General features: G+C 63.4%; 22 protein-coding genes and 1 riboswitch. Of the genes, 11 read left to right on the forward strand and 11 right to left on the reverse strand.

Going from position 1 to position 21,976, the window contains the following annotated elements:
* Window positions 1-79: 79 nt before the first annotated feature.
* Entirely contained in the window at window positions 80-1,408 is a 1,329-nt protein-coding gene (gene gltX / locus KJP30_RS14385; protein ID WP_218449952.1) for a glutamate--tRNA ligase, read from the forward strand.
* A gap of 154 nt (window positions 1,409-1,562) precedes the next feature.
* The gene (locus KJP30_RS14390; RefSeq protein ID WP_218449953.1) at window positions 1,563-2,948 is read left to right on the forward strand and encodes an MATE family efflux transporter; all 1,386 of its coding nucleotides are present in this window, start codon (window positions 1,563-1,565) and stop codon (window positions 2,946-2,948) included.
* Here KJP30_RS14390 and KJP30_RS14395 read toward each other — a convergent pair.
* On the reverse strand, window positions 2,932-3,501 hold the full coding sequence (locus KJP30_RS14395) for a gamma-glutamylcyclotransferase family protein (protein WP_218449954.1): 570 nt from the start codon (window positions 3,499-3,501) through the stop codon (window positions 2,932-2,934). The two genes, KJP30_RS14390 and KJP30_RS14395, sit on opposite strands and share 17 nt — an antisense overlap.
* Before the next feature lie 93 nt (window positions 3,502-3,594).
* On the opposite strand from KJP30_RS14395, the gene KJP30_RS14400 reads away from it, so the two are divergent.
* The 4 genes from KJP30_RS14400 to gcvP all read left to right on the forward strand — a co-directional run bounded on the left by KJP30_RS14400 (window position 3,595) and on the right by gcvP (window position 8,791).
* Entirely contained in the window at window positions 3,595-4,071 is a 477-nt protein-coding gene (locus tag KJP30_RS14400; protein ID WP_218449955.1) for an RrF2 family transcriptional regulator, read from the forward strand.
* 113 nt (window positions 4,072-4,184) lie between these two features.
* A riboswitch (glycine riboswitch) is annotated at window positions 4,185-4,263 on the forward strand.
* Window positions 4,264-4,332: 69 nt separating this feature from the next.
* Window positions 4,333-5,463 carry a glycine cleavage system aminomethyltransferase GcvT gene (gene gcvT, locus KJP30_RS14405; protein ID WP_246594499.1) on the forward strand — a complete coding sequence of 377 codons (1,131 nt, stop codon included), beginning with the start codon at window positions 4,333-4,335 and terminating at the stop codon, window positions 5,461-5,463.
* 15 nt (window positions 5,464-5,478) lie between these two features.
* Window positions 5,479-5,838 (forward strand): glycine cleavage system protein GcvH, encoded by a 360-nt coding sequence (gene gcvH / locus KJP30_RS14410; RefSeq protein WP_218449957.1) that lies wholly within the window; start codon window positions 5,479-5,481, stop codon window positions 5,836-5,838.
* 106 nt (window positions 5,839-5,944) lie between these two features.
* Window positions 5,945-8,791, forward strand: coding sequence for an aminomethyl-transferring glycine dehydrogenase (gcvP, locus tag KJP30_RS14415; protein ID WP_218449958.1), 2,847 nt, complete (start codon window positions 5,945-5,947; stop codon window positions 8,789-8,791).
* A 48-nt stretch (window positions 8,792-8,839) separates the two neighbouring features.
* Here the strand turns inward: gcvP and KJP30_RS14420 are convergent, their stop codons facing one another.
* The 3 genes from KJP30_RS14420 to KJP30_RS14430 all read right to left on the reverse strand — a co-directional run bounded on the left by KJP30_RS14420 (window position 8,840) and on the right by KJP30_RS14430 (window position 13,077).
* The gene (locus tag KJP30_RS14420; RefSeq protein WP_218449959.1) at window positions 8,840-9,784 is read right to left on the reverse strand and encodes an inositol monophosphatase family protein; all 945 of its coding nucleotides are present in this window, start codon (window positions 9,782-9,784) and stop codon (window positions 8,840-8,842) included.
* Window positions 9,785-9,871: 87 nt separating this feature from the next.
* Window positions 9,872-12,388 carry an ABC transporter permease gene (locus KJP30_RS14425; protein ID WP_218449960.1) on the reverse strand — a complete coding sequence of 839 codons (2,517 nt, stop codon included), beginning with the start codon at window positions 12,386-12,388 and terminating at the stop codon, window positions 9,872-9,874.
* Window positions 12,385-13,077, reverse strand: a complete 693-nt coding sequence (locus tag KJP30_RS14430) for an ABC transporter ATP-binding protein (RefSeq protein ID WP_218449961.1) — start codon at window positions 13,075-13,077, stop codon at window positions 12,385-12,387. Before KJP30_RS14430 ends, KJP30_RS14425 begins: the two co-directional genes overlap by 4 nt.
* A 15-nt stretch (window positions 13,078-13,092) precedes the next feature.
* Here KJP30_RS14430 and KJP30_RS14435 point away from each other — a divergent pair, with 15 nt between their 5' ends.
* A complete protein-coding gene (locus KJP30_RS14435; protein WP_218449962.1) occupies window positions 13,093-13,764 on the forward strand; it encodes an arylesterase in 672 nt (223 codons plus the stop codon).
* A 3-nt stretch (window positions 13,765-13,767) separates the two neighbouring features.
* On the opposite strand, the gene KJP30_RS14440 is transcribed toward KJP30_RS14435, so the two are convergent.
* The 6 genes from KJP30_RS14440 to KJP30_RS14465 all read right to left on the reverse strand — a co-directional run bounded on the left by KJP30_RS14440 (window position 13,768) and on the right by KJP30_RS14465 (window position 17,511).
* Window positions 13,768-13,959, reverse strand: coding sequence for a hypothetical protein (locus KJP30_RS14440; protein ID WP_218449963.1), 192 nt, complete (start codon window positions 13,957-13,959; stop codon window positions 13,768-13,770).
* Between the two features lie 92 nt (window positions 13,960-14,051).
* On the reverse strand, window positions 14,052-15,218 hold the full coding sequence (locus tag KJP30_RS14445; protein WP_343222777.1) for a geranylgeranyl reductase family protein: 1,167 nt from the start codon (window positions 15,216-15,218) through the stop codon (window positions 14,052-14,054).
* Complete coding sequence (locus tag KJP30_RS14450; protein WP_218449964.1) at window positions 15,215-15,769, reverse strand: L,D-transpeptidase; 555 nt, start codon at window positions 15,767-15,769, stop codon at window positions 15,215-15,217. The genes KJP30_RS14445 and KJP30_RS14450 overlap by 4 nt, the downstream gene beginning before the upstream one ends.
* Before the next feature lie 137 nt (window positions 15,770-15,906).
* Window positions 15,907-16,593, reverse strand: a complete 687-nt coding sequence (locus KJP30_RS14455) for a MotE family protein (protein ID WP_218449965.1) — start codon at window positions 16,591-16,593, stop codon at window positions 15,907-15,909.
* A 43-nt stretch (window positions 16,594-16,636) separates the two neighbouring features.
* Window positions 16,637-16,987, reverse strand: coding sequence for a hypothetical protein (locus tag KJP30_RS14460; protein ID WP_218449966.1), 351 nt, complete (start codon window positions 16,985-16,987; stop codon window positions 16,637-16,639).
* Window positions 16,988-16,998: 11 nt separating this feature from the next.
* Window positions 16,999-17,511 carry a flagellar basal body-associated FliL family protein gene (locus KJP30_RS14465; protein ID WP_218449967.1) on the reverse strand — a complete coding sequence of 171 codons (513 nt, stop codon included), beginning with the start codon at window positions 17,509-17,511 and terminating at the stop codon, window positions 16,999-17,001.
* A gap of 116 nt (window positions 17,512-17,627) precedes the next feature.
* On the opposite strand from KJP30_RS14465, the gene fliF reads away from it, so the two are divergent.
* Genes fliF through fliP form a run of 4 tightly spaced genes read left to right on the forward strand, consistent with a single transcriptional unit; the run spans window position 17,628 to window position 20,885 of the window.
* A complete protein-coding gene (gene fliF, locus KJP30_RS14470; protein WP_218449968.1) occupies window positions 17,628-19,256 on the forward strand; it encodes a flagellar basal-body MS-ring/collar protein FliF in 1,629 nt (542 codons plus the stop codon).
* Window positions 19,253-19,876: a FliH/SctL family protein gene (locus KJP30_RS14475; protein WP_218449969.1), complete on the forward strand. Its 624-nt coding sequence runs from the start codon at window positions 19,253-19,255 to the stop codon at window positions 19,874-19,876. Before fliF ends, KJP30_RS14475 begins: the two co-directional genes overlap by 4 nt.
* On the forward strand, window positions 19,869-20,156 hold the full coding sequence (locus KJP30_RS14480) for a FliM/FliN family flagellar motor switch protein (protein WP_218449970.1): 288 nt from the start codon (window positions 19,869-19,871) through the stop codon (window positions 20,154-20,156). The genes KJP30_RS14475 and KJP30_RS14480 overlap by 8 nt, the downstream gene beginning before the upstream one ends.
* A gap of 3 nt (window positions 20,157-20,159) precedes the next feature.
* Window positions 20,160-20,885, forward strand: coding sequence for a flagellar type III secretion system pore protein FliP (gene fliP, locus KJP30_RS14485; protein ID WP_218449971.1), 726 nt, complete (start codon window positions 20,160-20,162; stop codon window positions 20,883-20,885).
* An 86-nt stretch (window positions 20,886-20,971) separates the two neighbouring features.
* Here the strand turns inward: fliP and KJP30_RS14490 are convergent, their stop codons facing one another.
* Complete coding sequence (locus tag KJP30_RS14490; RefSeq protein WP_218449972.1) at window positions 20,972-21,931, reverse strand: aldose epimerase family protein; 960 nt, start codon at window positions 21,929-21,931, stop codon at window positions 20,972-20,974.
* Window positions 21,932-21,976 lie beyond the last annotated feature (45 nt).

Consider the following 21,976-nt stretch of genomic DNA (forward strand, 5'->3'; position numbering starts at 1 on the left):
CAGCGGCCGCTGACCTCGCTGGAACTGGACAAATCGTGCGCCTTGTGAAAACACCCCGCCCTGACAGGAGGCCCGACCCATGACCGTCACCCGCTTTGCGCCCTCGCCCACCGGCTATATCCACGTGGGCAACCTGCGCACCGCTTTGTTCAACTACCTGATCGCCCGCAAGACCGGCGGCCAGTTCGTGCTGCGTATCGACGACACCGACCCTGAGCGGTCGAAAGAGGAATATGTCGACGCGATCAAGCAGGACCTGGAATGGCTTGGCCTGACCTGGGACCGGATCGAACGACAGTCCGCGCGGCTGGACCGCTACGAGGCCGCAGCCGACAAACTGCGAGAGATGGGACGGTTCTACGAAGCATGGGAAACGCCCACGGAACTGGACCTCAAGCGCAAAAAGCTGCTGAACATGGGCAAACCGCCGGTCTATGACCGTGCGGCGCTGGCCCTGTCGGACGAGGACAAGGCCAAGATGCGCGCCGAACGAGGCGATGGCGTCTGGCGCTTCAAGCTGGACCACGAGCGCATCGCCTGGGAGGATGGTATCCTTGGTGAGGTGTCGATCGACGCGGCCAGCGTCTCTGACCCGGTGCTGATCCGGGCCGACGGACAGTTCCTGTATACTCTGGCCTCGGTCGTCGATGACATGGAAATGGGCATCACCCACGTGGTGCGCGGCAATGACCACGTCACCAATACCGCGACGCAGATCCAGATGATCCGCGCACTGGGGGGCGAACCGCCGGCTTTTGCGCACCATTCGCTGCTGACCGGCCCGCAAGGGGAATCGCTGTCCAAACGTTTGGGTACGCTGGCCCTGCGCGACCTGCGCGAGGCAGGCGTGGAACCCGAGGCATTGCTGTCCCTGATGGCACGTCTGGGATCAAGCCAGCCGGTCGAACTGCGCCTTTCGCTGGAAGAGATCGCTGACGGGTTCGAGCTGTCGCAGTTCGGCTCTGCGCCGACCAAGTTCGATGTGCAGGACCTGTACCCGCTGACCGCGAAAAAACTGCATGGGCTGGATCTGGACGCGGTTGCGGACGAAATCGCCGCGCTGGGCGTGCCGGGTGAACTGGCTCCGGCATTCTGGAATGTCGTTCGCGAGAACATCACCACCCGCAAGGACATGGCGGATTGGTGGGCGCTGTTCCGTGACGGCGCTGCGCCGCTGGTGGACGACGAAGATCAAGAGTTCGTCGCGCAGGCTTTCGATCTGCTGAGCGAGCCGCCCTACACCGGCGAGACCTGGGGTAACTGGACCTCGGCGGTAAAAGAGGCCACGGGTCGCAAGGGCAAAAAGCTGTTCATGCCGCTGCGCAAAGCTGTCACCGGGCGCGAACGTGGCCCCGAGATGGCCGACGTCATGCCGCTTTTGCAAAAGAAACCGGGTGGCGCGGGCTGACGTCCGGGTCAGGCGGGCGGATCGCCGGATCACACATCAGGGCGCGACACCAAAGTCGGTGGCGCGCCCTTTTTCATGGGCGATCCGGTTTTTGGGCTGGGCAAGCCGGTGACGGTGCGGCATCCAAGATGACAAGACAGCGTGGAGATGCAGCATGGCGGACAAGGCCGTATTCCTCGAAGGCAGCCTGTTCCGGCATGTGACCGTCATGTCGCTGACCGCCTCTCTGGGGCTGATGGCGGTCTTTGCAGTCGATTTCATCGACATGATCTTTATCGCCATGCTGGGCAAATCCGAATTGGCTGCGGCAATCGGCTATGCCGGGGCGATCCTGTTCTTCACCACCTCTTTCAGCATCGGCATGGCCATCGCGGCCGGGGCCCTGGTGGCGCGTGCGCTGGGAGGGGGCGAGGCGCATATGGCCTCGCGCCGGGCCACAACCGCGCTGGTTTATGGGATGGGATTCGGTGCGATCTTTGCGGCGGCGGTCTGGATCTGGACACCGGCGTTTGTGGCGCTTCTGGGCGCGGCAGGACAGACGGCAGACCTTGCAACGGGATACCTGCGCATCATCCTGCCGTCGTTGCCGGTTCTTGTGGCGGGGATGATCGGCGGGGCTATCCTGCGGGCGCATGGCGACGCGCGCCGGTCGATGATGGCAACCATCGCGGGCGGGGTTGTGAACGCGGCACTGGACCCGATCCTGATCTTTGGTCTGGATCTCGAACTGACCGGGGCGGCGCTTGCCAGCGTGGCGGCGCGGTTGACGATCGCATGGTATTCGCTGGCCCCGGTCGTGCGCCTTTACGGCGGGTTCGACCGTCCGACACGGGCCGAAATGAAGGTGGATTTCCCGCCGATCCTTGCCATTGCGCTTCCGGCGATCCTGACGCAACTGGCAACGCCCGTGGGGCAGGCCTTTGTCACCCGGTCAATGGCGCAATTCGGCGAAGAGGCGGTGGCAGGCATGGCGATTGTCGGACGCCTGACGCCGTTGGCTTTCGCTGTGATATTCGCGTTGTCGGGGGCTGTGGGGCCAATTATCGGGCAGAATTTCGGCGCTGGACTGAACGACCGGGTGCGCGGTGCTTTTCAGGCCGGACTGATCTTTGTGGCAATGTATGTGGTGGCCGCCGCTGCGGCGCTGTTTGTGCTGCGCGGCCCGATTGCAGGGCTGTTCGATGCCGACGGGCTGGCGCGGGACCTCGTGTTCCTGTTCTGCGGGCCTCTCGCGCTGGCATGGGCTTTCAACGGGGTGATCTTTGTCTGCAACGCAGCCTTCAACAACCTTGGTCACCCGTTCTATTCGACATGGGTGAACTGGGGCCGTCACACTTTGGGGACGATCCCCTTTGTCATTGCGGGGGCGGCGGTACTGGGGGCGCCCGGTGTGCTGATCGGTCAGGCGGCCGGTGGCGTGTTGTTCGGCGTGATCGCGTGGGCGCTGGCCGAACGGGTCATCCGCAAACCGGAACGGGCCGAACGCGACCCCTTTGGCCGTCAGGGCCGCCAGCACGCGCTGTTCAATCTGCGGCGGTGATGACGCGGCTGCCCACGGCGGCAAGCCCGGCGTCGGTGAGTGTCCGGATCTCATCGGTCAAAGGCCGCGCACGGGCATATCTTGGGGCTGCGCGATCATCGAGGATCGGCGCCTCCCACCCCAGTGTGGTTTCAAAGAACTGCGCCGGACCTCCGGGCCCATATTCCGCAAGATAGCCTGACACCACAACGTCCAGATAGCTGAGCAGGATGGGGTTTCGCGGGCCGGGTGCGCTGTGCCGCGCCGGATCAATGGCATAGACCACCACGGCCCGGGCATCGCTGTCATGGGTCAGGCTTTGTGTCGCATCATGGCGTTCGTAAGCGGCTTCGCGGCGGTCCAGTTCGGCCCAGCTATCGCCCGGAACCGGTGCGATCAGTCCATCGATATGGCTATCGGGATCCCGAACGGCGGTCAGATAACACAGTGACCGTTCCGGGACGGACCGCCAGGCGCGCCGCCATCCGTGCAGCCGGGCGCGATAAGCGGGGTCGTGATCATGGGTGCTGCGATTGACCAGCGACCCGTAGCCGAAAAAATATACATGCTCCATGAAAGAAATATTTGCCCGTATTGACGCATGTCAAACCCCGCATTTGTCTGCCGTGTCAAAAAGAAGCGGACGAACTGCCATGGGGAGAGCGGCATGCGCGTGACAAAGAGAACCAACATCGCGATGCGAGTGCTGATGTATTGCGCCGCGAATCCGGGACGGCTTGTGACCAAGCACGAGATTGCCGAGCGGTGCAACGCGTCGGAAAACCATCTTGCTCAGGTCATCAACCAACTGGCGCAGATGGGTTTTCTGCATACGCAAAGGGGCCGCAACGGCGGGCTGGAGCTGGGCCGCCCCGCTGCCGACATCGTGATCGGCGACATTTTTCGCGCCCTCGAACAGCCGGTCCCGTTGGCTGAATGCTTTGCCGATGTGGACAATACCTGCCCCCTGACCGAGGCCTGCCGCCTGCGCAGCGCCCTGACAGAGGCCGCAAACGCCTTTTACGCCACGCTTGATCCGATCACTCTGGATTCGCTGGTTTGCAACAATGCGGCGCTGATCAATATCATCTCGGCCGAAGGATGCAGCGCAGGGCGGCGCGACGCATCGCTTGCCAACGCCTGAACAATCGACTAGCGTCCGCGCATCTTCGACGGGAGAACCGGTGAGGCCTTGGCCAAACCCGGTGCCGAAGGCGCAACCGCCCCGGAAACGCTCAGGCCCAACGGACCGTGAAGAGGCTAGACTCTGGAGAGAGGCGCCAAGCGCGTCCGCCGAAGGGATAACGATCTCAGGCCAAAGGACAGAGGGGGCAGTAGAGTCGCGGAATTGGTCCGCGGCGTAGCTGCCCGAACGTGTTTTTGCGTCATGGGCAAAGGGGTGCGCATGACGGACGAGCCGACAGAGCTTGCAACAACCGTCCTGAACGAACTGCATCACGCGCTGGGCGCGAAGATGGTCGGGTTCGCAGGATACGAAATGCCCGTTCAGTACAAGCTGGGTGTTCTCAAGGAACATCTGCACTGCCGGGCGCAGGCCGGGCTGTTCGATGTCAGCCACATGGGGCAGGTCATCCTGCGGGGCCCAAACGTGGCCGAGGCGCTGGAACGGCTGGTTCCGGTGGACGTGGCCGGGCTGGCGGAGGGACGGCAGCGCTATGCGTTCTTTACCAATGACACGGGCGGCATCGAGGATGACCTGATGATCGCCAACCGGGGCGATCACCTGTTCCTTGTCGTCAATGCGGCCTGCAAACATGCAGATGTCGACCGCATGCGGACTGCGCTGGAACCCGACGGCATCACCGTCAAGCTGCTGGAAAACCGCGCGCTGGTGGCCCTGCAAGGGCCGGCGTCTGAGGATGTTCTGGCCGAACACTGCCCGGATATCCGCGAGATGAAGTTCATGGACGTGGCCACCCTGCCCATCGCCGGCGCGGAATGCTGGGTGTCGCGGTCAGGCTATACCGGCGAAGACGGGTTCGAAATTTCCGTGCCCAATGCGGCGGCGCTGGATCTTGCGAAATCGCTGCTGGCGGATGAGCGGGTCGAGGCTATCGGTCTTGGCGCGCGTGACAGCCTGCGTCTGGAAGGAGGCCTGTGCCTCTACGGTCAGGACCTCGACAGCGATACCTCTCCGGTGGAGGCTGGGCTGACCTGGGCCATCCAGAAAGTCCGGCGCAAGGATGGAGCACGGGCCGGCGGGTTCCCGGGGGATGCGCGCATCCTGTCGGAGCTTGCCGAAGGACCGTCGCGCCGCCGCGTGGGTCTGCGCCCCGACGGACGCGCGCCATTGCGGGCCGGTGTGACGCTGTTCGATGCCGAGGACGGGGGGGCCGAGATCGGCATCGTGACCTCGGGCGGTTTCGGACCCACGGTCGAGGGACCGGTGTCCATGGGATATGTTGCGTCGGCGCAGGCGGCAGAGGGCACGACCCTCTGGGGCGAATTGCGCGGCAAACGGGTTCCGGTGCGAGTGGCGTCTTTGCCCTTCGTTCCGGCTGGATTCAAACGGTGAGACAGGGAGACTGACATGAAATTCACCGAGGAACACGAATGGCTGATGGTCGAGGGTGATCTGGTGGTTGTGGGCATTACCGCCCACGCTGCCGAACAACTGGGCGACATCGTTTTTGTCGAACTGCCGGACGAAGGCCGCGAAGTCACCAAGGACGAAGAAGTCGTGGTGATCGAATCGGTCAAGGCAGCCTCTGACATCCTTGCCCCGCTGGATGGCGAGATCGTCGAAGTGAACGGCCCGATCGTGGAAGAGCCGGGCAAGGTCAACGAGGATCCCGAGGGCGAGGCCTGGTTCTTCAAGATGAAGATCGAGGATCTTTCGGCGCTGGACGACCTGATGGACGAGAAGGCCTACAAGGACTTCATTTCCTGATCCGGGACGGGCGGGGCGCGGCCCTGCCCAACCCTGTTTTCCGGTCGGCTCGCAAGTGGCGATGCCGCTGGAGTATTTTCACCAAGAAGAAACTCAGGAGCGGCGCATGACCTACGAGCCGATTGACTACCTGCCCTATGATTTTGCCAACCGGCGGCACATCGGCCCGTCGCCCGAGGAAATGGCGGCGATGTTCCGTACCCTTGGCGTATCCGGGTTGGATCAACTGGTGGATGAAACCGTCCCGAAGGCAATCCGCCAGGAAGCGGCGCTGGATTTCGGCAAGCCGCTGTCCGAGCGCGAACTGACCTACCGGATGCGCGAGGTGGCGTCGAAGAACAAGGTGCTGACCTCGTTGATCGGGCAGGGGTATCACGGCACCGTCACGCCCCCCGCGATCCAGCGCAACATTCTTGAGAACCCGGCGTGGTACACGGCCTACACGCCTTACCAGCCCGAGATTTCGCAGGGACGGCTTGAGGCGCTGCTGAACTTCCAGACCATGGTCTGTGACCTGACGGGGCTGGAAATCGCCAATGCTTCGCTTCTGGACGAGGCGACCGCCTGCGCTGAGGCGATGACGATGGCGCAGCGTGTGGCTAAGACAAAGGCCAAGGCGTTTTTCGTCGACGAAAACTGTCACCCGCAGAATATCGCGGTGATGAAAACCCGGGCCGAGCCGCTGGGCATCGAGGTTATCGTTGGCGCGCCGGACGATCTGGACCCCGAACAGGTCTTTGGCGCGATCTTCCAGTATCCGGGCACGCACGGGCATCTGCGCGATTTCACCGCCGAGATGGAGGCTCTGCATGCGGCCAATGCGATTGGCATCGTCAGTGCCGATCCGATGGCGTTGTGCCTGCTGAAGGAACCGGGGGCCATGGGGGCCGATATCGCCGTGGGATCGACCCAACGGTTCGGCGTGCCTGTCGGCTATGGCGGTCCGCATGCTGCCTACATGGCCTGCAAGGATTCGATGAAGCGTTCGATGCCCGGGCGGATCGTCGGCGTGTCAGTCGACAGCCACGGCAACCGCGCCTATCGCCTGTCGCTGCAAACGCGTGAACAGCATATCCGGCGCGAAAAGGCCACGTCGAACGTTTGCACCGCGCAGGCCTTGCTGGCGGTCATGGCGGGTTTCTATGCCGTTTTCCACGGCCCCAAGGGGTTGCGCGCCATTGCACAGCGGATTCACCGCAAGACCGTGCGCCTTGCCAAGGGGTTGGAAGCCGCGGGTTTCAAGGTAGAACCGGACAGCTACTTCGACACGATCACCGTGGACGTGGGACTGTTGCAGCGGGGCGTCTTGCAGGCCGCCGTGCGCGAGGGCCTGAATCTGCGCCGCGTGGGCAAGACGCGCGTGGGCATCACGCTGGACGAACGCACGCGCCCGGCGACGATCGAGGCCGTCTGGCGCGCCTTTGGCCTTGTGAAAAAGGACGATGTTGCGGAGTCCGAGTACCGCCTGCCTGAGCCCTTGGTCCGGACTTCGGAGTATCTTCAGCACGACGTGTTCCACATGAACCGGGCCGAGACCGAGATGATGCGTTATATGCGTCGTCTAGCCGACCGTGATCTTGCGCTGGACAGGGCCATGATCCCGCTGGGCTCCTGCACGATGAAGCTGAACTCGGCCGCCGAGATGATGCCGGTCAGCTGGCGCGAATTTTCGATGATCCATCCCTATGTGCCCAAGGATCAGGCCAAGGGGTACGCGACGATGATCGAGGATCTGAATGCAAAGCTGTGCCAGATCACCGGCTATGACGCCATTTCCATGCAGCCTAATTCGGGCGCGCAGGGGGAATATGCCGGGCTCTTGACGATCCGCCGTTGGCAGATCGACCGTGGGCAGGGGCAGCGGAACGTTTGCCTGATCCCGGTCAACGCACATGGCACCAACCCGGCCTCGGCGCAGATGGTTGGCTGGAAGGTCGTGCCGGTGAAATGCGACGAGCTGGGTTCGATCGACGTGGCGGACTTCCGCGCCAAGGCGGAAAAGCATTCGGATGCGCTGGCGGCCTGCATGATCACCTATCCGTCCACGCATGGTGTCTTTGAAGAGACCGTCAAGGAGGTCTGCCAGATCACCCATGAGCACGGCGGGCAGGTTTACATCGACGGTGCCAACATGAACGCCATGGTGGGACTGTCGCGGCCCGGCGATCTTGGCGGGGATGTGAGTCACCTGAACCTGCACAAGACCTTTTGCATTCCGCATGGCGGCGGCGGCCCCGGCATGGGACCGATCGGCGTCAAGGAACATCTTGTGCCGCATCTTCCGGGAAACCCGTTGGAGAATGACGGCGGCGCGGTCAGCGCGGCCAGCTTCGGGTCACCGTCCTTGCTGCCGATCAGCTGGGCCTATTGCCTGATGATGGGCGGCGGCGGTCTGACTCAGGCGACCCGTGTGGCGATCCTGAACGCCAACTATATCGCCAAGCGGCTGGAGGGTGCTTATGACGTGCTCTATCGCGGCAGCAATGGCTGGGTGGCCCATGAATGTATCCTTGACACACGCCCGTTCGAGAAATCGGCCGGTGTGACCGTCGAGGACATTGCCAAGCGGTTGATGGATGCCGGGTTCCACGCGCCGACCATGAGCTGGCCGGTGGCGGGCACCTTGATGGTCGAGCCGACCGAAAGCGAAACCAAGGCCGAGCTGGACCGTTTCTGCGATGCGATGCTGGCGATCCGCGAGGAAATCCGCGCCATCGAAGAGGGCGAGATGGATCGCGAGGTAAACCCGCTCAAGATGGCCCCGCACACGATGGAGGACCTCGTGCGTGAATGGGACCGGCCCTACAGCCGTGAGCAGGGTTGTTTCCCGCCGGGCGCTTTCCGCGTGGACAAATACTGGCCGCCGGTCAACCGGGTCGACAACGTCTATGGCGACCGGCACCTGATCTGCACCTGCCCGCCGATGAGCGACTACGCTGAGGCCGCCGAGTAGGGTTGCGTCAATATCGGTCCGGGGGCGGGTGCCCCCGGACCAAGCTGATCAGGCGTCGCTGTCGACGGCCATTTCCCCGGGAAAGGCATTCTTTTCCGGGGCCGGGGTCGGTTCCGGCGCGGGATTGTCGACGAGGAAGTCAAAAGCCTCGGCAACAATGTCCCATGTGTGCTTGTCGCTGGCGGCCAGCAGAAAGCCCGTGTTTGTATCGCCGCGATAGTCCGAGCCGTCCATCATTGCGACGTGACCGCCCGCCTGTTGGGTGACGATGACACCGGCGGGCTGATCCCAGGCTGTCAGTTTCGCGAAAAGCACGAAATCGACCTCACCCTGCGCGAGGGTGCGGAATTCATGGCAGGCACAACGCAGCGACCAGACACGCCCGAACCGGGGCAGGGCCGCGGCCGCTTGGTCGCGTTTGTCTTCGGGGATCAGGTAAAGCGGCACAAACCCGTTGAGCTGATCCAGCGTCTTGTTCTGATCGTGGTCGGTGGTGACGAACCGGCGGTCACGCATCGGAAGTTGCAACTGCGCGGAATTTTCGCTGTCGGCCCAGACGATGTCGTTCAGGACCGGGTCATACAACAGGCCAAAAACCGGGATGCCAAAGCGCAGAACCGAGACCATGACCCCGAACAGCGGCAGGCCCTTGGCAAAGTTCCAGGTGCCATCCACCGGGTCGATGGTAAAACACAGTTCGGCCTCGGCGATTTTCTCCAACAGCTTCGGATTTGCCGATGCGGCCTCTTCGCCGATGATCACGGCGGAAGGGAAAAACCGTTGCAGGCCGCGGGTGATCATGGCCTCTGCCGAGGTGTCCGCCTCTGTCACAAGGTCCTGCGGACCGGTCTTTTCGCCGATCTGATAGGTGCCCAGCTTGCGGAACCGCGGCATGATCTCGGCCTTGGCGGCGCGACGAACAAGGTTGAAAAGCTGGGTGCGCTGGGCCGAGGTCAGGGGCGCCGTGACCGGCATTGGCAGGGAATCACTCATGGGTCAAACATCCGGCGATCATTGTCGATGCCCATGGTGGTGCCAGCCCGCGCCGGTCAGTTCAAGGTGACAGCCTGTCCGGGTTGGTCACTCTCTCGCGCGCAGCACGCCTGCCGGGCGCGCAGACAGGGGCCGCCAGGCAAAGCCCAGACCGGCCAGCAGCGTGGCAAGGATACCGCCACCGACGATCCCGATGGCCGAGGGCCAGATCACGTCGAACCGTGTTTCCATCACAAAGGTCATGACCGCCCATGCCCCGGTGATGCCCGCCGCCAAGGCCACCGCCCCGGCTGCCGCGCCCAGAAGCCCGGACCGCAGGGCAAAGCTTTGCAGGATGCGGGCGCGTGTTGCGCCAAGCGTCTTGAGCACCGCCGCTTCGTAGGTGCGTGCGCCTTCCCCGGCGGCGGCCGCCCCGATCAGCACGAGAAAGCCGGTCAGCAAGGTTGCCGCAGCGCCCCATCGGATGGCCGTGCCGATTCCCGCCAGCAGTCCGCTGATCCGGTCGATTGCGTCGCGCACCCGGATGGCCGTGATATTCGGGTACTGCCCGGCCAGATCGCGCAGGATTTGCGCCTCGGCGGTTTCTTCGGCGTAGACGGTGGAAATGAAGGTATGCGGCGCGCCCTGCAGCGCCGCAGGGTTCATCGTCATCACAAAGCCGATCCCGGCGGTCGAAAAATCGACCTCGCGGAACGAGGTGATCGTCGCCGTGATGTCGCGGCCCAGGATATTGACGGTGATTGTATCGCCCAGTTGCAGCCCCATCTCGGCGGCTTCTTCGGCGGCAAAACTGACCTGCGGCGGGCCGCTGTAGCCTTCGGGCCACCATTCGCCCGCTGTCACCGTGGTGCGTGCGCCGGGCGTTTCGGAATAAGTCACACCCCGGTCGCCCCGCAGGACCCAGTGTTCGCCCACAGCCTCGACGGCGGGTTGCCCGTTGATGCGGGTGATGATCCCGCGCAGCATCGGGGCGCTGTCGATGCGGCTGACGGCGGGGTCGTTCTCCAGCCGCTCAAGATAACTGGGCATCTGGTCCTTCTGGATGTCGACAAAGAAATACGACGGCGCAACTTCGGGCAGGTCGCGCTTGATTGCGCTTTGCAGGTTGCCGTCGATTTGGCCGATGGCGGCGAGCACGGTCAGCCCCAGCCCCAGTGACAACACGACCGAACCCGCGTTTTCGCGCGGTCCGCCGATTGCACCCAGGGCCCAGCGCCAAACCGGTAGCCCCCGCGTGGCAGGGGTGGCCAGCCGTGCCAGCCAGCGGATCGTCCATGCCGCCCCCAGCAGAAGGATCAACGCCCCCGCGATGCCCGCCGCAATCCAAAGCGTCAGTTCGGGCCGACCGGCGAACATCACCGCGCTGCCCACCAGAAGGGCGACCAGCACCAATGTGGCCAGCACGTAACGCCCGGCCGGCATCAGCCGCGCACTGTCCAGCGCGTCCCGGAACAGGGTAGCGGCGCGCACCTCTTCGGCGCGCGCCAGCGGCCAGAGCGTGAACAAAAGCGCGGTCAGAACGCCATAAAGCGCGGCCTCGCCGAGCGCTCGGGGATAGAGGGTAAAGACCGCCGGAACCGGCAAGGCACCGGAAATGAGCGGGGCAAAGAGGATTGGTACGCCGGCCCCAAGGATCAGCCCCAGCGCAATTCCCACAAGGCTAAGCGCACCGATCTGAAGGAAATAGGTCTGAAAGATCACGTTGCGCGTGGCCCCCAGCGTTCGCAACGTGGCGATCACACTGGTCTTGCGCGCAAGATAGGCCCGCACGGCGGCGGACACGCCGATCCCGCCAACAGCGAGCCCGGACAGGCCCACCAGAACAAGGAAGCTGCCCAAGCGGTCGACAAATTGCGATATGCCGGGGGCACCGTTGCGCGCGTCCCGCCAGCTAAGCCCCTTTTGCTCGAAAAGGCGGATGGCCTCGTCCCTGACTTCGTCCAGATCGCGCCCTTGGGGCAGCAGCATCCGGTATTCGGTTTCAAACAGCGAGCCTTGGGTCAACAGGCCGGATTGCGCCAGATCCGCGGTTCTGACGATGGTGCGCGGGCCAAGCCCAAACCCATCGCCCGCGTCATCCGGTTCGGTGGTGATGGTGGCGCGCAGGGTGAATTCTTGTGTGCCAAGACGAAAGCTGTCCCCGGGGGAGAGGGCCAGACGGTCGGCCAGCAGGGGGGCCATGACCGCACCGTTGTTGTCCAGCGCCTGCGCCAGCGGGATCGGCGGGTCGAGAACGATCTCTCCCAAAAGCGGATAGGCGGCATCCACGGATTTCACCTGTGTCAGGCCACGTTCGGTTGCGCCATCCCGCGTCACGGTCGCCATCGACCGGAAATCGGTGACTTCCGAAACGGCCGTCGCCGTGTTGTCCATCCATGCGCGCTCATCCTCGGAGGCAAAGCGGTAGGTGAACTCGGCCATGGCGTCGCCACCCAGCAGGATCGCGCCCTGATCCTCCAATCCCGATTGGATGGCCGAGCGGACAGAGCCGACACCGGCAATCGCGGCGACCCCAAGGGCAAGGCAGGCCAGAAAAATGCGAAACCCCCGCAGGCCGCCCCGCAATTCGCGGCGGGCAAAGCGGGCCGAGGTGGCAAGGCTCATTCTGCGGCTCTCAATTCCGTTGCGTCCACACGACCATCGCGCAGATGGACCACGCGGTTGCACCGCGCGGCAAGGTCCGGCGCGTGGGTGACCAGAACCAGTGTTGCGCCATGTTCCCGCGACAAACCGAACAACAGGTCGACGATGGCGGCCCCGTTGGCACCATCGAGGTTCCCGGTGGGTTCGTCCGCCAGAAGGATGTCAGGTTCTGGGGCCAAGGCGCGGGCAAGGGCCACGCGTTGTTGTTCGCCGCCCGACATCTGCGCCGGATAGTGGTCGGCGCGGTGGGACAGACCGACCCTGTCCAGCATCGACCGCGCGCGGTCGAAGGCCTTGCGGTCACCGGCCAGTTCCAACGGGGTCGCAACGTTTTCCAATGCCGTCATGGTGGGGATCAGGTGAAACGATTGAAAGACGACGCCCATGTGATCACGCCGAAATCGGGCCAGCGCGTCCTCGCTCATCGCGGTCAGATCATGGCCCAGCGCCTGCATCTTTCCGGTGCTGGCACGTTCAAGGCCCCCCATGACCATCAACAGCGAAGATTTGCCCGACCCGGACGGCCCGACAAGGCCCAGCGTTTCACCGCGCGTCACGTCCAGAGAGATGCCGTGCAGAATTTCCACCATTCCGGCATTGCCCCTGAGGCTGAGGGTGACATCTTGGAGGGACAGAACGGCATCGGACACGGGGAGCCTCGGAACATGTTGCAATGGGTCACATATGGGCTGCGGAGCCTGCGCAACAAGGCGCTGGCCCCCCTGTTCTTGCTGGCGGCGACCGCCGCGGCGGCGGATCGGGTGCATATCCTCGCGTTGGGGGACAGCCTGACGCAGGGCTATGGGTTGATCGAACAAGAGGGATTCGTGCCGCAACTGCGGGATTGGCTGGCCGAGCGGGGGCATGATGTGCGGATCGTCAATGCGGGTGTGTCCGGGGACACCACGGCAGGCGGTCTGGCGCGGGTGGACTGGTCGCTGACGCCCGAGATCCAGGCGATGATCGTGGCTCTGGGCGGCAACGACCTGCTGCGCGGGATCGATCCGGCGGTGGCCCGCGCCAATATCGAGGGCATTCTGAAGGTGGCAGAGGCGCGCGAACTGGAGGTCTTGCTGATCGGGATGAGCGCGCCCGGAAACTATGGCCCCGATTACAAGGCTGCCTTTGACGCGCTTTATCCTGAACTTGCCGAGGTTTATGGCACGCTATACCTCGACAGTTTCTTTGCCGGTCTGATGCAGGACGGAGAGATGCCAGACGACCCGGGCCAGTTCATGCAGGCGGATGGTATCCACCCGAATGCCAAAGGCGTCGCAAGGATTGTCGAGGTGGTCGGGCCCAAGGTCGAGGCGTTGATCGAACGGGTCGACCCGTAACCGTCAGGCGCCGACCTCGCCAATGTCGAGGGGATTGCCGTGGATCGAAGTCACGATCAGGGCCATTCCGACCAGCAGGCTGACGCTAAGATACAGGCCAAAGGCGGCCAGTAGGGACATACCGAAACCAAGCCATCCGACAAGGGCGCAGGCAAACCCGATCATACAACCCAGGATAAAAGAAAAAATCGCCATTGCACCCTCCATATGTGTGGAGGGTACGTGCCGAGACCCTAACAAAGCCTTAAGACCGTGCCGCGTGGAGGGAGGTATATCGTTAGGATTGTTCATGTTCCGCTGACCGCCCGCCATGCAAAACCGGGTAGACGGGCGGCCATCTGTTGCATCAGGGGGCCATATTCCGTTTCACCGGCCATCAGGCGTAAATACTCGCTGCGCAGGGTCCGGGAACTGCGGAAACTGCGGATGAACGCGGGGCGCAACGCTTCGCGGAACATCAGGTTGCGGAGCAGGCCCGCATGCCGAATCCCCCGATGGATCGGCCGCAAGGACCGGGTGTATGCGGCCAAAGCCGTGTCCGGTGTATTCGATACCAGTGCGTCGCGCGCGGCCTCGGCCGCCAGAGCTCCGCTGTCCAGCGCATGTGCAATGCCTTCGCCGGTAATCGGATCGACAAGCCCGGCGGCATCCCCGGCCAGAAGGATACGCCCCCGCCCCGGCGTCGCGCGGAAATCGCCGAAAGGCAGAAACTGCCCTTTGACGGGCAGCTCTTCGGGGACTTCAAGCTCGGTTAGATAGCGGCGCATGGCAGCTTTCATGTCGGAGTTGCGCGACAGGACGCCGCCGACGCCGATTGTCGTACCGGTCGGCTTGGGAAACTGCCAGCCATAGCCCCAGTCCGCAGCGCCGAAATCGATGCGCAGCGGGCGATCAGGTTCGGCCCCCGGACGCTCGACCTCGAGCGCGAAACCGATCCGCCGTTTGTCAAAAGCATCGCCGAACAAGACCTTGGCCGTAGGGCTGTTCACACCATCGGCAGCGATCAGGATCGGTGCTTCCAGCCGGTGATCGGGCAGGTCGACCGCTGGCGCGTCGGTCTCCAGATTTCCACTTTGACCAGTGAAATCCATGGCGCCGGCGTCCAGCGCCTGTTGCACAAGGGCGGCGTCAAACTGAAAGCGCATGATCAGGTGCAGGGGCGGCGCATCGCGGCTGTCGCCCAGCGATTGACCAAAGGCGTGAAAGGCGAAACTGTCGCGCCGTTCAAACGGGACGGGTGGCAGGGTGCCGCCGAATATCCTGCGGTAGTGCGCGACGGCGCGACCGGTCAGGCCACCGCCGCAAAGTTTATTCCGGGGAAACCGGACCTTATCCACCAGCGCAACACGCAAGCCGTTGCGCGCGGCGGTCATGGCCGCCGCGGCACCGGCAGGTCCGGCACCAAGAACAATAAGGTCGAAACGCAGCGTCTTGCGCGCGGTCTGCCCGGTCACAGAACCGTGACTTTGGCGCCGGATTGCACGCGTTCGTACAAGTCGATCACGTGGTCGTTGATCATGCGCACACAGCCGTTCGACACCGAACGCCCAATCGACCGCGGCGCCGTGGTGCCGTGGATCGCGTTAAACGTATAGCGGCCGTTCCGGTAGAGATAGAGCGCACGAGCCCCCAGCGGATTGCCCGGCCCGCCCGGCTGGACATAGTCGTTGTCGATGAACTTTTCATAGGCGGAGGGGTTCCGCTTGATCATTGCATCCGTCGGACGCCAGGTCGGCCATTTCTTCTTGCCGCCCACGTCATAGGTGCCCGAGATCGCCTGACCGGCAGTGCCAAGGCCGACGCCATAGCGGCGCGCCTGTCCCGGCGCTTCGACCAGATAAAGAAAATGCGCCTTGGACAGGATCAGGATCTGGCCCGGGCTCAGGTCCGGCTTGATCGAAACAGTCTGCGGTTTGAATTTCGGGTCCACCGAAAAGGCGAGCGCGGGCATGGGCAGCGTCGCGGCGGCGGCCGAAGCGGCAAGAAAGGTACGGCGGTTCAACATGACGGCCCCTGCGAAAAATCAGAAGTGCAGCGTGATATGTGACCCAACATGCCTCGAAAAGCAATCCCGAGTCCGGTCGGATTGGAGTCACGTTGCCGTGCGGACGCCAAAAGGCAAACGCCGCGGGCGTCCGGGTCTCAATCCTTGGGAACGTCGGCGTTGCGCCCGGCGAGGATCACACTGACAAGATAGGCGGATTGCGGGCTCATCCCGGCCATGATCGCGGCGGCGGCATCCGGGCGCATGCGGGCAAGGAAGCCTGCCGCGAATTCCGGATCCATTTCCTGAAACAGGGCGGCGGCCTGCTTGGGTTTCATATTGGCGTAGACGGTGGTCAGCTTTTCGATGTCATCCGCCGCGGCGGTCCGGGCAAGGGCCAATGTCTCCTTCAGGCTGGCCTCGGCGACGGCCAGAGCCTGCATCTTGCGTTCGATCTCTTCCTCGGCGACGGCCAGCGCCTGCATCCGTACATCAATGGCCGATTCACGTTTGCGAATACGCTCTTCGCGGGCATCCAGCGCCTTGAGCAGCGGTTCGATGTCGGCTTCGGCGACGATTCGGGGCTGCCGGGCCGGATCTTTTGCAGCGCCGACCGGCGCGGCCGCTTTGGGATCAACGGGGGCCAGGGCGGCGATCTGTTCCGGCTTGGGGTCGGTGCCACCTTCGCGGGCCAGCGCCTCGCTTGCGCCGATTGCCATCCGCAGCAGGCCGGAGGTCACAAGCAATGCGCAAATCGCGGCCAGTGCGCCGCGCGGCTTGCGGCGGCGGCGCTTCTTCGCGGGCATTTCACCGGCGGGGCGTTTCGAGACCTTAGGTTTGGCCATGATCGTTCCTCGTAAACTGGTCCACTGCGAATCGGCGTGATCTTCAGTTGCGCGGGTGGCGGACAAAGACCGTTTCGCGGGCTTCCGGCTGTGCCGCGGGGTTATTGCCCTGTGGCAGATCGTGCATCGACGCCACCAACAGCTCCAGCCGCCGTGCGACATCTTCGGCGCGGTCGGTCAGTTCGCCCAGCGACTTGTTCGAATCGCCAGCGCTTTTCTGGGCGGTGTTCAGCGTCTTGGTCAGATCGTCGACCTGCGCGGACAGAACGGCCACAGCGCCGCCAACCCCGTTTTCAAGATCGGTGAAGCGCGACAGCCGCCGCGCCAAGATGAAACAGTAGAACCCGGCCCCAAGAGCCCCGGCCACCAGCAGGATATCTGCAATCGCTTCCATTCCCGTCTTCCTCAGTTCAGTACAAATTCAAGCACCAGCAGGTCGCGAACCCGGCCTTCACCGGCGACAAGCTTGATGCGGCGCAACATCTGTCCCCGCAGGCGCACCAATGCGCCCTGGGCTTCGATGTCTTGCGCTTCGAGTGCGCGCAGGTAGCTGTTCAGGACGTCCTGAATGCGCGGCAGGATCTTTTCGACCTCTGACTTGTATTGGGCCGGCACCTCGAGGCTGGCGCGAAAGCGCAGGTGATCGGCCTGCGCGTTTGGCCCCAGCGAAATCAGCACCGGCGGCACCTCGACAAAGGCCACGTCTGGCAGGGCCTTCGTTTCGACATGCGGTTCGGCATGATCGGTCGGAGCATGCGCCTCTTCCGATTGTGTGTTCCCCAGCCCGAGCAGGCCGGATTGTACCGCGAAGAATCCGCCTCCGCCGCCGGCCAGAGCCAGCACCAGACCGATGATCAGCGGAAGCTTTGACGGCTTCTTTTCGGCAATCCCATCTTCATCAACGGTGGCGTCAGACATTCTTTACCTCTTCGTCGGCGATGTCCGGGTTTTAGCGAAAATGGGCTAACTGATTGTTAAGGCGAATAGGTGAACCTCTGCACAACCGAACAGAATGTTTGGAGTGGAGGTCGGTCTTGAACCAGATTTTGTCGAGCTGGAATGCCCTTGCCGGGCGCCAAAGGATGATTGTCATCGGGGCCACCGTTGTGGTGATGCTGGCGATTCTCGGGCTGACGCGGCTGGCGTCGGCCCCCAACATGGCCTTGCTGTACGCAGGGTTGGAAAACGATGCGGCCGGGGACGTCGTTAAGGCGCTGGAGGCGCGCGGTGTCCAATATGATGTGCGGGCGGGCGCAATCTTTGTCCCCGAAGGAGAAAGAGACGCCCTGCGCCTGACACTGGCCAGCGAAGGGCTGCCCGCGAACAATGGTCAGGGCTATGAACTGCTGGACGGCCTGTCTGGGTTCGGCACGACGAGCCAGATGTTCGATGCCGCCTATTGGCGCGCCAAGGAAGGCGAACTGGCGCGGACCATCGTTTCGAACCCCCAGATTGCGACCGCGCGGGTTCATATCGCCAATTCCAGCGCGAATCCCTTTCAACGGGACGTGACTCCGACGGCCTCGATCTCTGTCACCACCACCGGCGCGGTCCTGAACGCGGCGCAGGCGCGCGCCTTGAAATTTCTGGTCGCCTCGGCTGTGCCCGGGCTCATTGCCGAAAACGTGGCCGTGATCGACGGCAAGGGCGGCCTGATCGGGGCCGAGGACAAAACCGGCGGCGGTGTAACCGCGGACGATCGGGCGGCCCTGCTGCGCGACCGTGTGCAACGCCTGATGGAGGCGCGGGTCGGCAGCGGAAACGCCGTGGTCGAGGTCAGCGTTGACACCGTTACCGAACTGGAACTGATCCGCCAGCACAGCTTTGATCCCGAAGGCCGCGTGATCGTATCGACCGATACCGAAGAACGGACCGACAAGTCCGAGAATCTTGGCGGCGGCGGTGATGTGACCGTGGCGTCGAACCTGCCCGATGGCGGCGCGGGTGGCGGCCCGGATCAATCCTCGACGGCGAAATCGGAAACACGCGAACGGGTCAACTACGAGATTTCGGAAACCACGCGTGAGATCACGCGCCAACCCGGGGCGATCAAGCGATTGACCGTGGCGGTTCTGGTCAATGGCAGTTTTCAGACCGCGGCCGACGGAACGCAACAGTTCATTCCGCTGCCCGAGGCCGAGCTGGAAGCGCTGCGCGATCTTGTTGCCTCTGCTGTCGGGTTCGACGAATCGCGCGGCGACCAGATCACCCTGCGCTCCCTTCCGTTCGAGCGGCCCGACGGGCTGGGCACCGGCCCGTTGGAGCCGGGGCTGTTCAGCGGCAGCATCGACATGATGCGACTGATCCAGATGGGCGTGCTGGCTGTGGTTGCTCTGATCCTTGGTCTGTTTGTCCTGCGTCCGATCCTTGCCGGCGGCGGCGAAGAAGACGCGGTTGCCAGCAGCGGCGCATTGCCCGCGCCGGCGGTTCCCGGCGGTGAGGCCGAACCCCTGCATGGCGAGATTGAGCCGGAAGGCGGGTTCGACAACCTTCCCGTGCTTGCTGACGCGCCGGATTTTGGCGGCATGGGCATGGTCGACTTTGACGCCGCGCCTGAGGAGGATCCGGTCGACCGCCTGCGCAACCTGATCGAACAGCGCAAGACGGAAACTGTCGAGATCCTGCGCAGCTGGCTTGAAGAAGACAAGGAGGACGTCACATGACGGCGCTTTCGGACATCCTCGAGGATTTTGGCAGCACCCTGGTCACTCCTGGTCCTGTGGTCATGGCAGAACCGGCCGAACCCGGGATCAGTGAAGCGGAACTGGAAGGCTTGAAGCTGGAAGCCTTCGAAAAAGGATACCGCGCCGGGTGGGATGATGCGGTCAAGGCGCAGTCTGATGACCGCTCGCGGATTTCCAGCGCCTTTGGTCAGCACTTGCAGGATCTCAGCTTTACCTATCACGAGGCCTATACCCAGGTGATGAACGCGGTGACGCCGCTGTTGAACGAGATGGTCGCCTCGCTTTTGCCGGAAATCGCACGGCAGACTCTTGGTCAGCATATTGTGGAACAACTGCAATCCATGAGCCGTGACATTGGCATGATGGAGGTGACCATCGCCGTGCATCCGGCGCGTGTCGACGCGATCATGCCTTTGATCGACCGGGATTTCGGCTTTCCGATCCAATTGATCGCGGATGACACCCTTGCCGAAGAGCAGGCGGACATCCGTTTCGGCGAAACCGAACGCCAGATTGATCTGAGCGACCTGACAGCCTCTGTGGCCGAAGCCGTAGAGGGATTTGCCCACGACAACCGAAGGAAGATGAAACATGGATAGCGCGCAGACTGCCGCCCGCGGGGATGCGGGCACGCCCTTCACCTCGGTCCCGATCGAGATCACTGTATCGGTTGGCCGCGCCCGCCCGCTGGTGCGCGAGTTACTGCAACTGAATGAAGGATCGGTTCTGGCGCTGGACAAACAACTGGACGACCCGGTCGAGCTTTACGTCGGTGAAAAGTTGATAGCGATCGGCGTTCTCGAAGTTGTCGACGGCGAGGGGCCGGGGCAGCTGGCCGTGCGGATCACCGAGGTGGTCGACCTGCAATCGCCGGCCTGATCCATGCGCGCCTTTCTGCCGCTACTGGCGCTTGGTCTCCTGCTGCCGGGGGTCGCGGACGCACAATCGCTCGCCATCGACCTTGGCGACGGAGGGTCTGTTTCCGCGACCTCGATCCAGTTGATCGCGCTTATCACGCTGCTGAGCCTTGCGCCCGGCATCGCGATCATGGTGACCTGTTTCCCGTTCATGGTGACGGTCCTTGGCATCCTGCGGCAAGCCGTCGGGTTGCAGCAATCACCGCCCAATATGCTGATCGTCAGCCTAGCGCTGTTCCTGACCTATTTCGTGATGGAACCCGTGTTCAACGAAGCGTGGGAAACGGGCGTACAGCCGCTGCTTGAGGAACAGATCGAAGTTGAAGAGGCGGCGGTGCTGGCCATTGCCCCGTTTCGCGACTTTATGGCGGGGCGCGCTGACCCGGATACCTATCGCGCCATGGCAGACCTTAGGCCGGATGCGGCAGAAACCGTGTTGTCCCCCGAGGCACCGCTATCTGTTCTGATCCCCAGCTTCATGTTGTCCGAGGTGGCGCGCGCCTTTCAGGTTGGTTTCCTGATCTTCCTGCCGTTCCTGATCATCGACCTTGTGGTGGCGGCGGTGTTGATGTCGATGGGGATGATGATGGTGCCACCGGCCATCGTGTCCTTGCCTTTCAAATTGGCCTTTTTCGTGCTGGCCGACGGATGGGCGCTGTTGGCGGGCAGTTTGGTGCGCGGCTACTTTTAGAGGGTATTAAGGTTAATGCAGGCCCGTGTAGCGCGCGACCGCCAACAGGGCCTGCAATGTGACCGGTCGCATGTTTGGTCAGCGCATCACGCCCGCTGCGCCGCGATTTCGATGGTTGTGCGCTGGTGGTACGGCCGATCCGGCGTGGCAAGAACCGACGGAAACCCGGGTGTGTTCAATGCGTTCGGAAAATCCTGCGCCTCAAGACAGAGACCTGCGAACGGACCATGCCGCACTCCGGGCCAGGGCGCGGCATGCGGTCCCAGCGAATTGGAGGTATAGACCTGCAATCCTGGGCGATCCGTCCACAGCCGCAGGCGCATCCCATCGGGCGCGCTCACCTCGGCTGCCGGTCCCTCCCCCGATGTCAGCACAAAATTGAGATCATAGCCTTCACCCTTCGGGTCTGCGGCATCGATCCGGCGCTGGTCGCGGAAATCGAACCGCGTGCCGGCCACGGGCAAAACCTCCCCCGTCGGGATCAGCTCTGCATCGGTGGGCGTATAGCTGGGTGCCCGCAGTTGCAGGGTGTGGTCGCGGATTGTGCCGTGGCCCGCCAAGTTGAAATACAGATGCTGTGCGAGATTGACGGGCGTTTCCCGGTCCGGCACCGCGAGCATTTCCCAGGTCAGCGCGGCCCCGTCCAGCGACATCCGAACCTCAAACACCACGTCGCCCGGATACCCCTGATCCAGATGTGGCGATCGGAGGCGCAAACGCACCGCACGGGGGCCGTCCGGTTCCATCTGCCAGTTCTGTCGACCCAGCCCCATTGGGCCGCCGTGCAGATGATGGCCATCTGCTCCCACGGGAAGCCGCCAGTCCGATCCGTTCAGGGCAAAACGGCCCTGCGCCGTCCGATTCGCGACGCGGCCAACGATGATGCCCATGGATTTGGGGTTGTCCCGATAAGCCTCGGGATCGTCATAACCAAGCACCACGCGTCGCCCGCCCACCTGCCAATCCTGCACGGCGCAGCCGATGGACAAAACGGTGATCTGCGTGTCGCCATCGCGCAGGACGCAGCTGGAAATCGGATCGTTCATGATGGCCCCCTTCGCGGGGCAGGCTATCAGCGCGGGGCCCGCCGT

The sequence above is a fragment of the Antarctobacter sediminis genome (assembly GCF_019218285.1).
GTDB classification, from domain to species: domain Bacteria; phylum Pseudomonadota; class Alphaproteobacteria; order Rhodobacterales; family Rhodobacteraceae; genus Antarctobacter; species Antarctobacter sediminis.

What these genes read in the sequence shown, in the direction of transcription:
- gltX (WP_218449952.1), top strand. Translation starts at nt 80, where the DNA reads ATGACCGTCACCCGCTTTGCGCCCTCGCCCACCGGCTATATCCACGTG.
- KJP30_RS14390 (WP_218449953.1), top strand. Translation starts at nt 1,563, where the DNA reads ATGGCGGACAAGGCCGTATTCCTCGAAGGCAGCCTGTTCCGGCATGTG.
- KJP30_RS14395 (WP_218449954.1), bottom strand. Translation starts at nt 3,501, where the DNA reads ATGGAGCATGTATATTTTTTCGGCTACGGGTCGCTGGTCAATCGCAGC.
- KJP30_RS14400 (WP_218449955.1), top strand. Translation starts at nt 3,595, where the DNA reads ATGCGCGTGACAAAGAGAACCAACATCGCGATGCGAGTGCTGATGTAT.
- gcvT (WP_246594499.1), top strand. Translation starts at nt 4,333, where the DNA reads ATGACGGACGAGCCGACAGAGCTTGCAACAACCGTCCTGAACGAACTG.
- gcvH (WP_218449957.1), top strand. Translation starts at nt 5,479, where the DNA reads ATGAAATTCACCGAGGAACACGAATGGCTGATGGTCGAGGGTGATCTG.
- gcvP (WP_218449958.1), top strand. Translation starts at nt 5,945, where the DNA reads ATGACCTACGAGCCGATTGACTACCTGCCCTATGATTTTGCCAACCGG.
- KJP30_RS14420 (WP_218449959.1), bottom strand. Translation starts at nt 9,784, where the DNA reads ATGAGTGATTCCCTGCCAATGCCGGTCACGGCGCCCCTGACCTCGGCC.
- KJP30_RS14425 (WP_218449960.1), bottom strand. Translation starts at nt 12,388, where the DNA reads ATGAGCCTTGCCACCTCGGCCCGCTTTGCCCGCCGCGAATTGCGGGGC.
- KJP30_RS14435 (WP_218449962.1), top strand. Translation starts at nt 13,093, where the DNA reads ATGTTGCAATGGGTCACATATGGGCTGCGGAGCCTGCGCAACAAGGCG.
- KJP30_RS14440 (WP_218449963.1), bottom strand. Translation starts at nt 13,959, where the DNA reads ATGGCGATTTTTTCTTTTATCCTGGGTTGTATGATCGGGTTTGCCTGC.
- KJP30_RS14450 (WP_218449964.1), bottom strand. Translation starts at nt 15,769, where the DNA reads ATGTTGAACCGCCGTACCTTTCTTGCCGCTTCGGCCGCCGCCGCGACG.
- KJP30_RS14455 (WP_218449965.1), bottom strand. Translation starts at nt 16,593, where the DNA reads ATGGCCAAACCTAAGGTCTCGAAACGCCCCGCCGGTGAAATGCCCGCG.
- KJP30_RS14460 (WP_218449966.1), bottom strand. Translation starts at nt 16,987, where the DNA reads ATGGAAGCGATTGCAGATATCCTGCTGGTGGCCGGGGCTCTTGGGGCC.
- KJP30_RS14465 (WP_218449967.1), bottom strand. Translation starts at nt 17,511, where the DNA reads ATGTCTGACGCCACCGTTGATGAAGATGGGATTGCCGAAAAGAAGCCG.
- KJP30_RS14475 (WP_218449969.1), top strand. Translation starts at nt 19,253, where the DNA reads ATGACGGCGCTTTCGGACATCCTCGAGGATTTTGGCAGCACCCTGGTC.
- KJP30_RS14480 (WP_218449970.1), top strand. Translation starts at nt 19,869, where the DNA reads ATGGATAGCGCGCAGACTGCCGCCCGCGGGGATGCGGGCACGCCCTTC.
- fliP (WP_218449971.1), top strand. Translation starts at nt 20,160, where the DNA reads ATGCGCGCCTTTCTGCCGCTACTGGCGCTTGGTCTCCTGCTGCCGGGG.
- KJP30_RS14490 (WP_218449972.1), bottom strand. Translation starts at nt 21,931, where the DNA reads ATGAACGATCCGATTTCCAGCTGCGTCCTGCGCGATGGCGACACGCAG.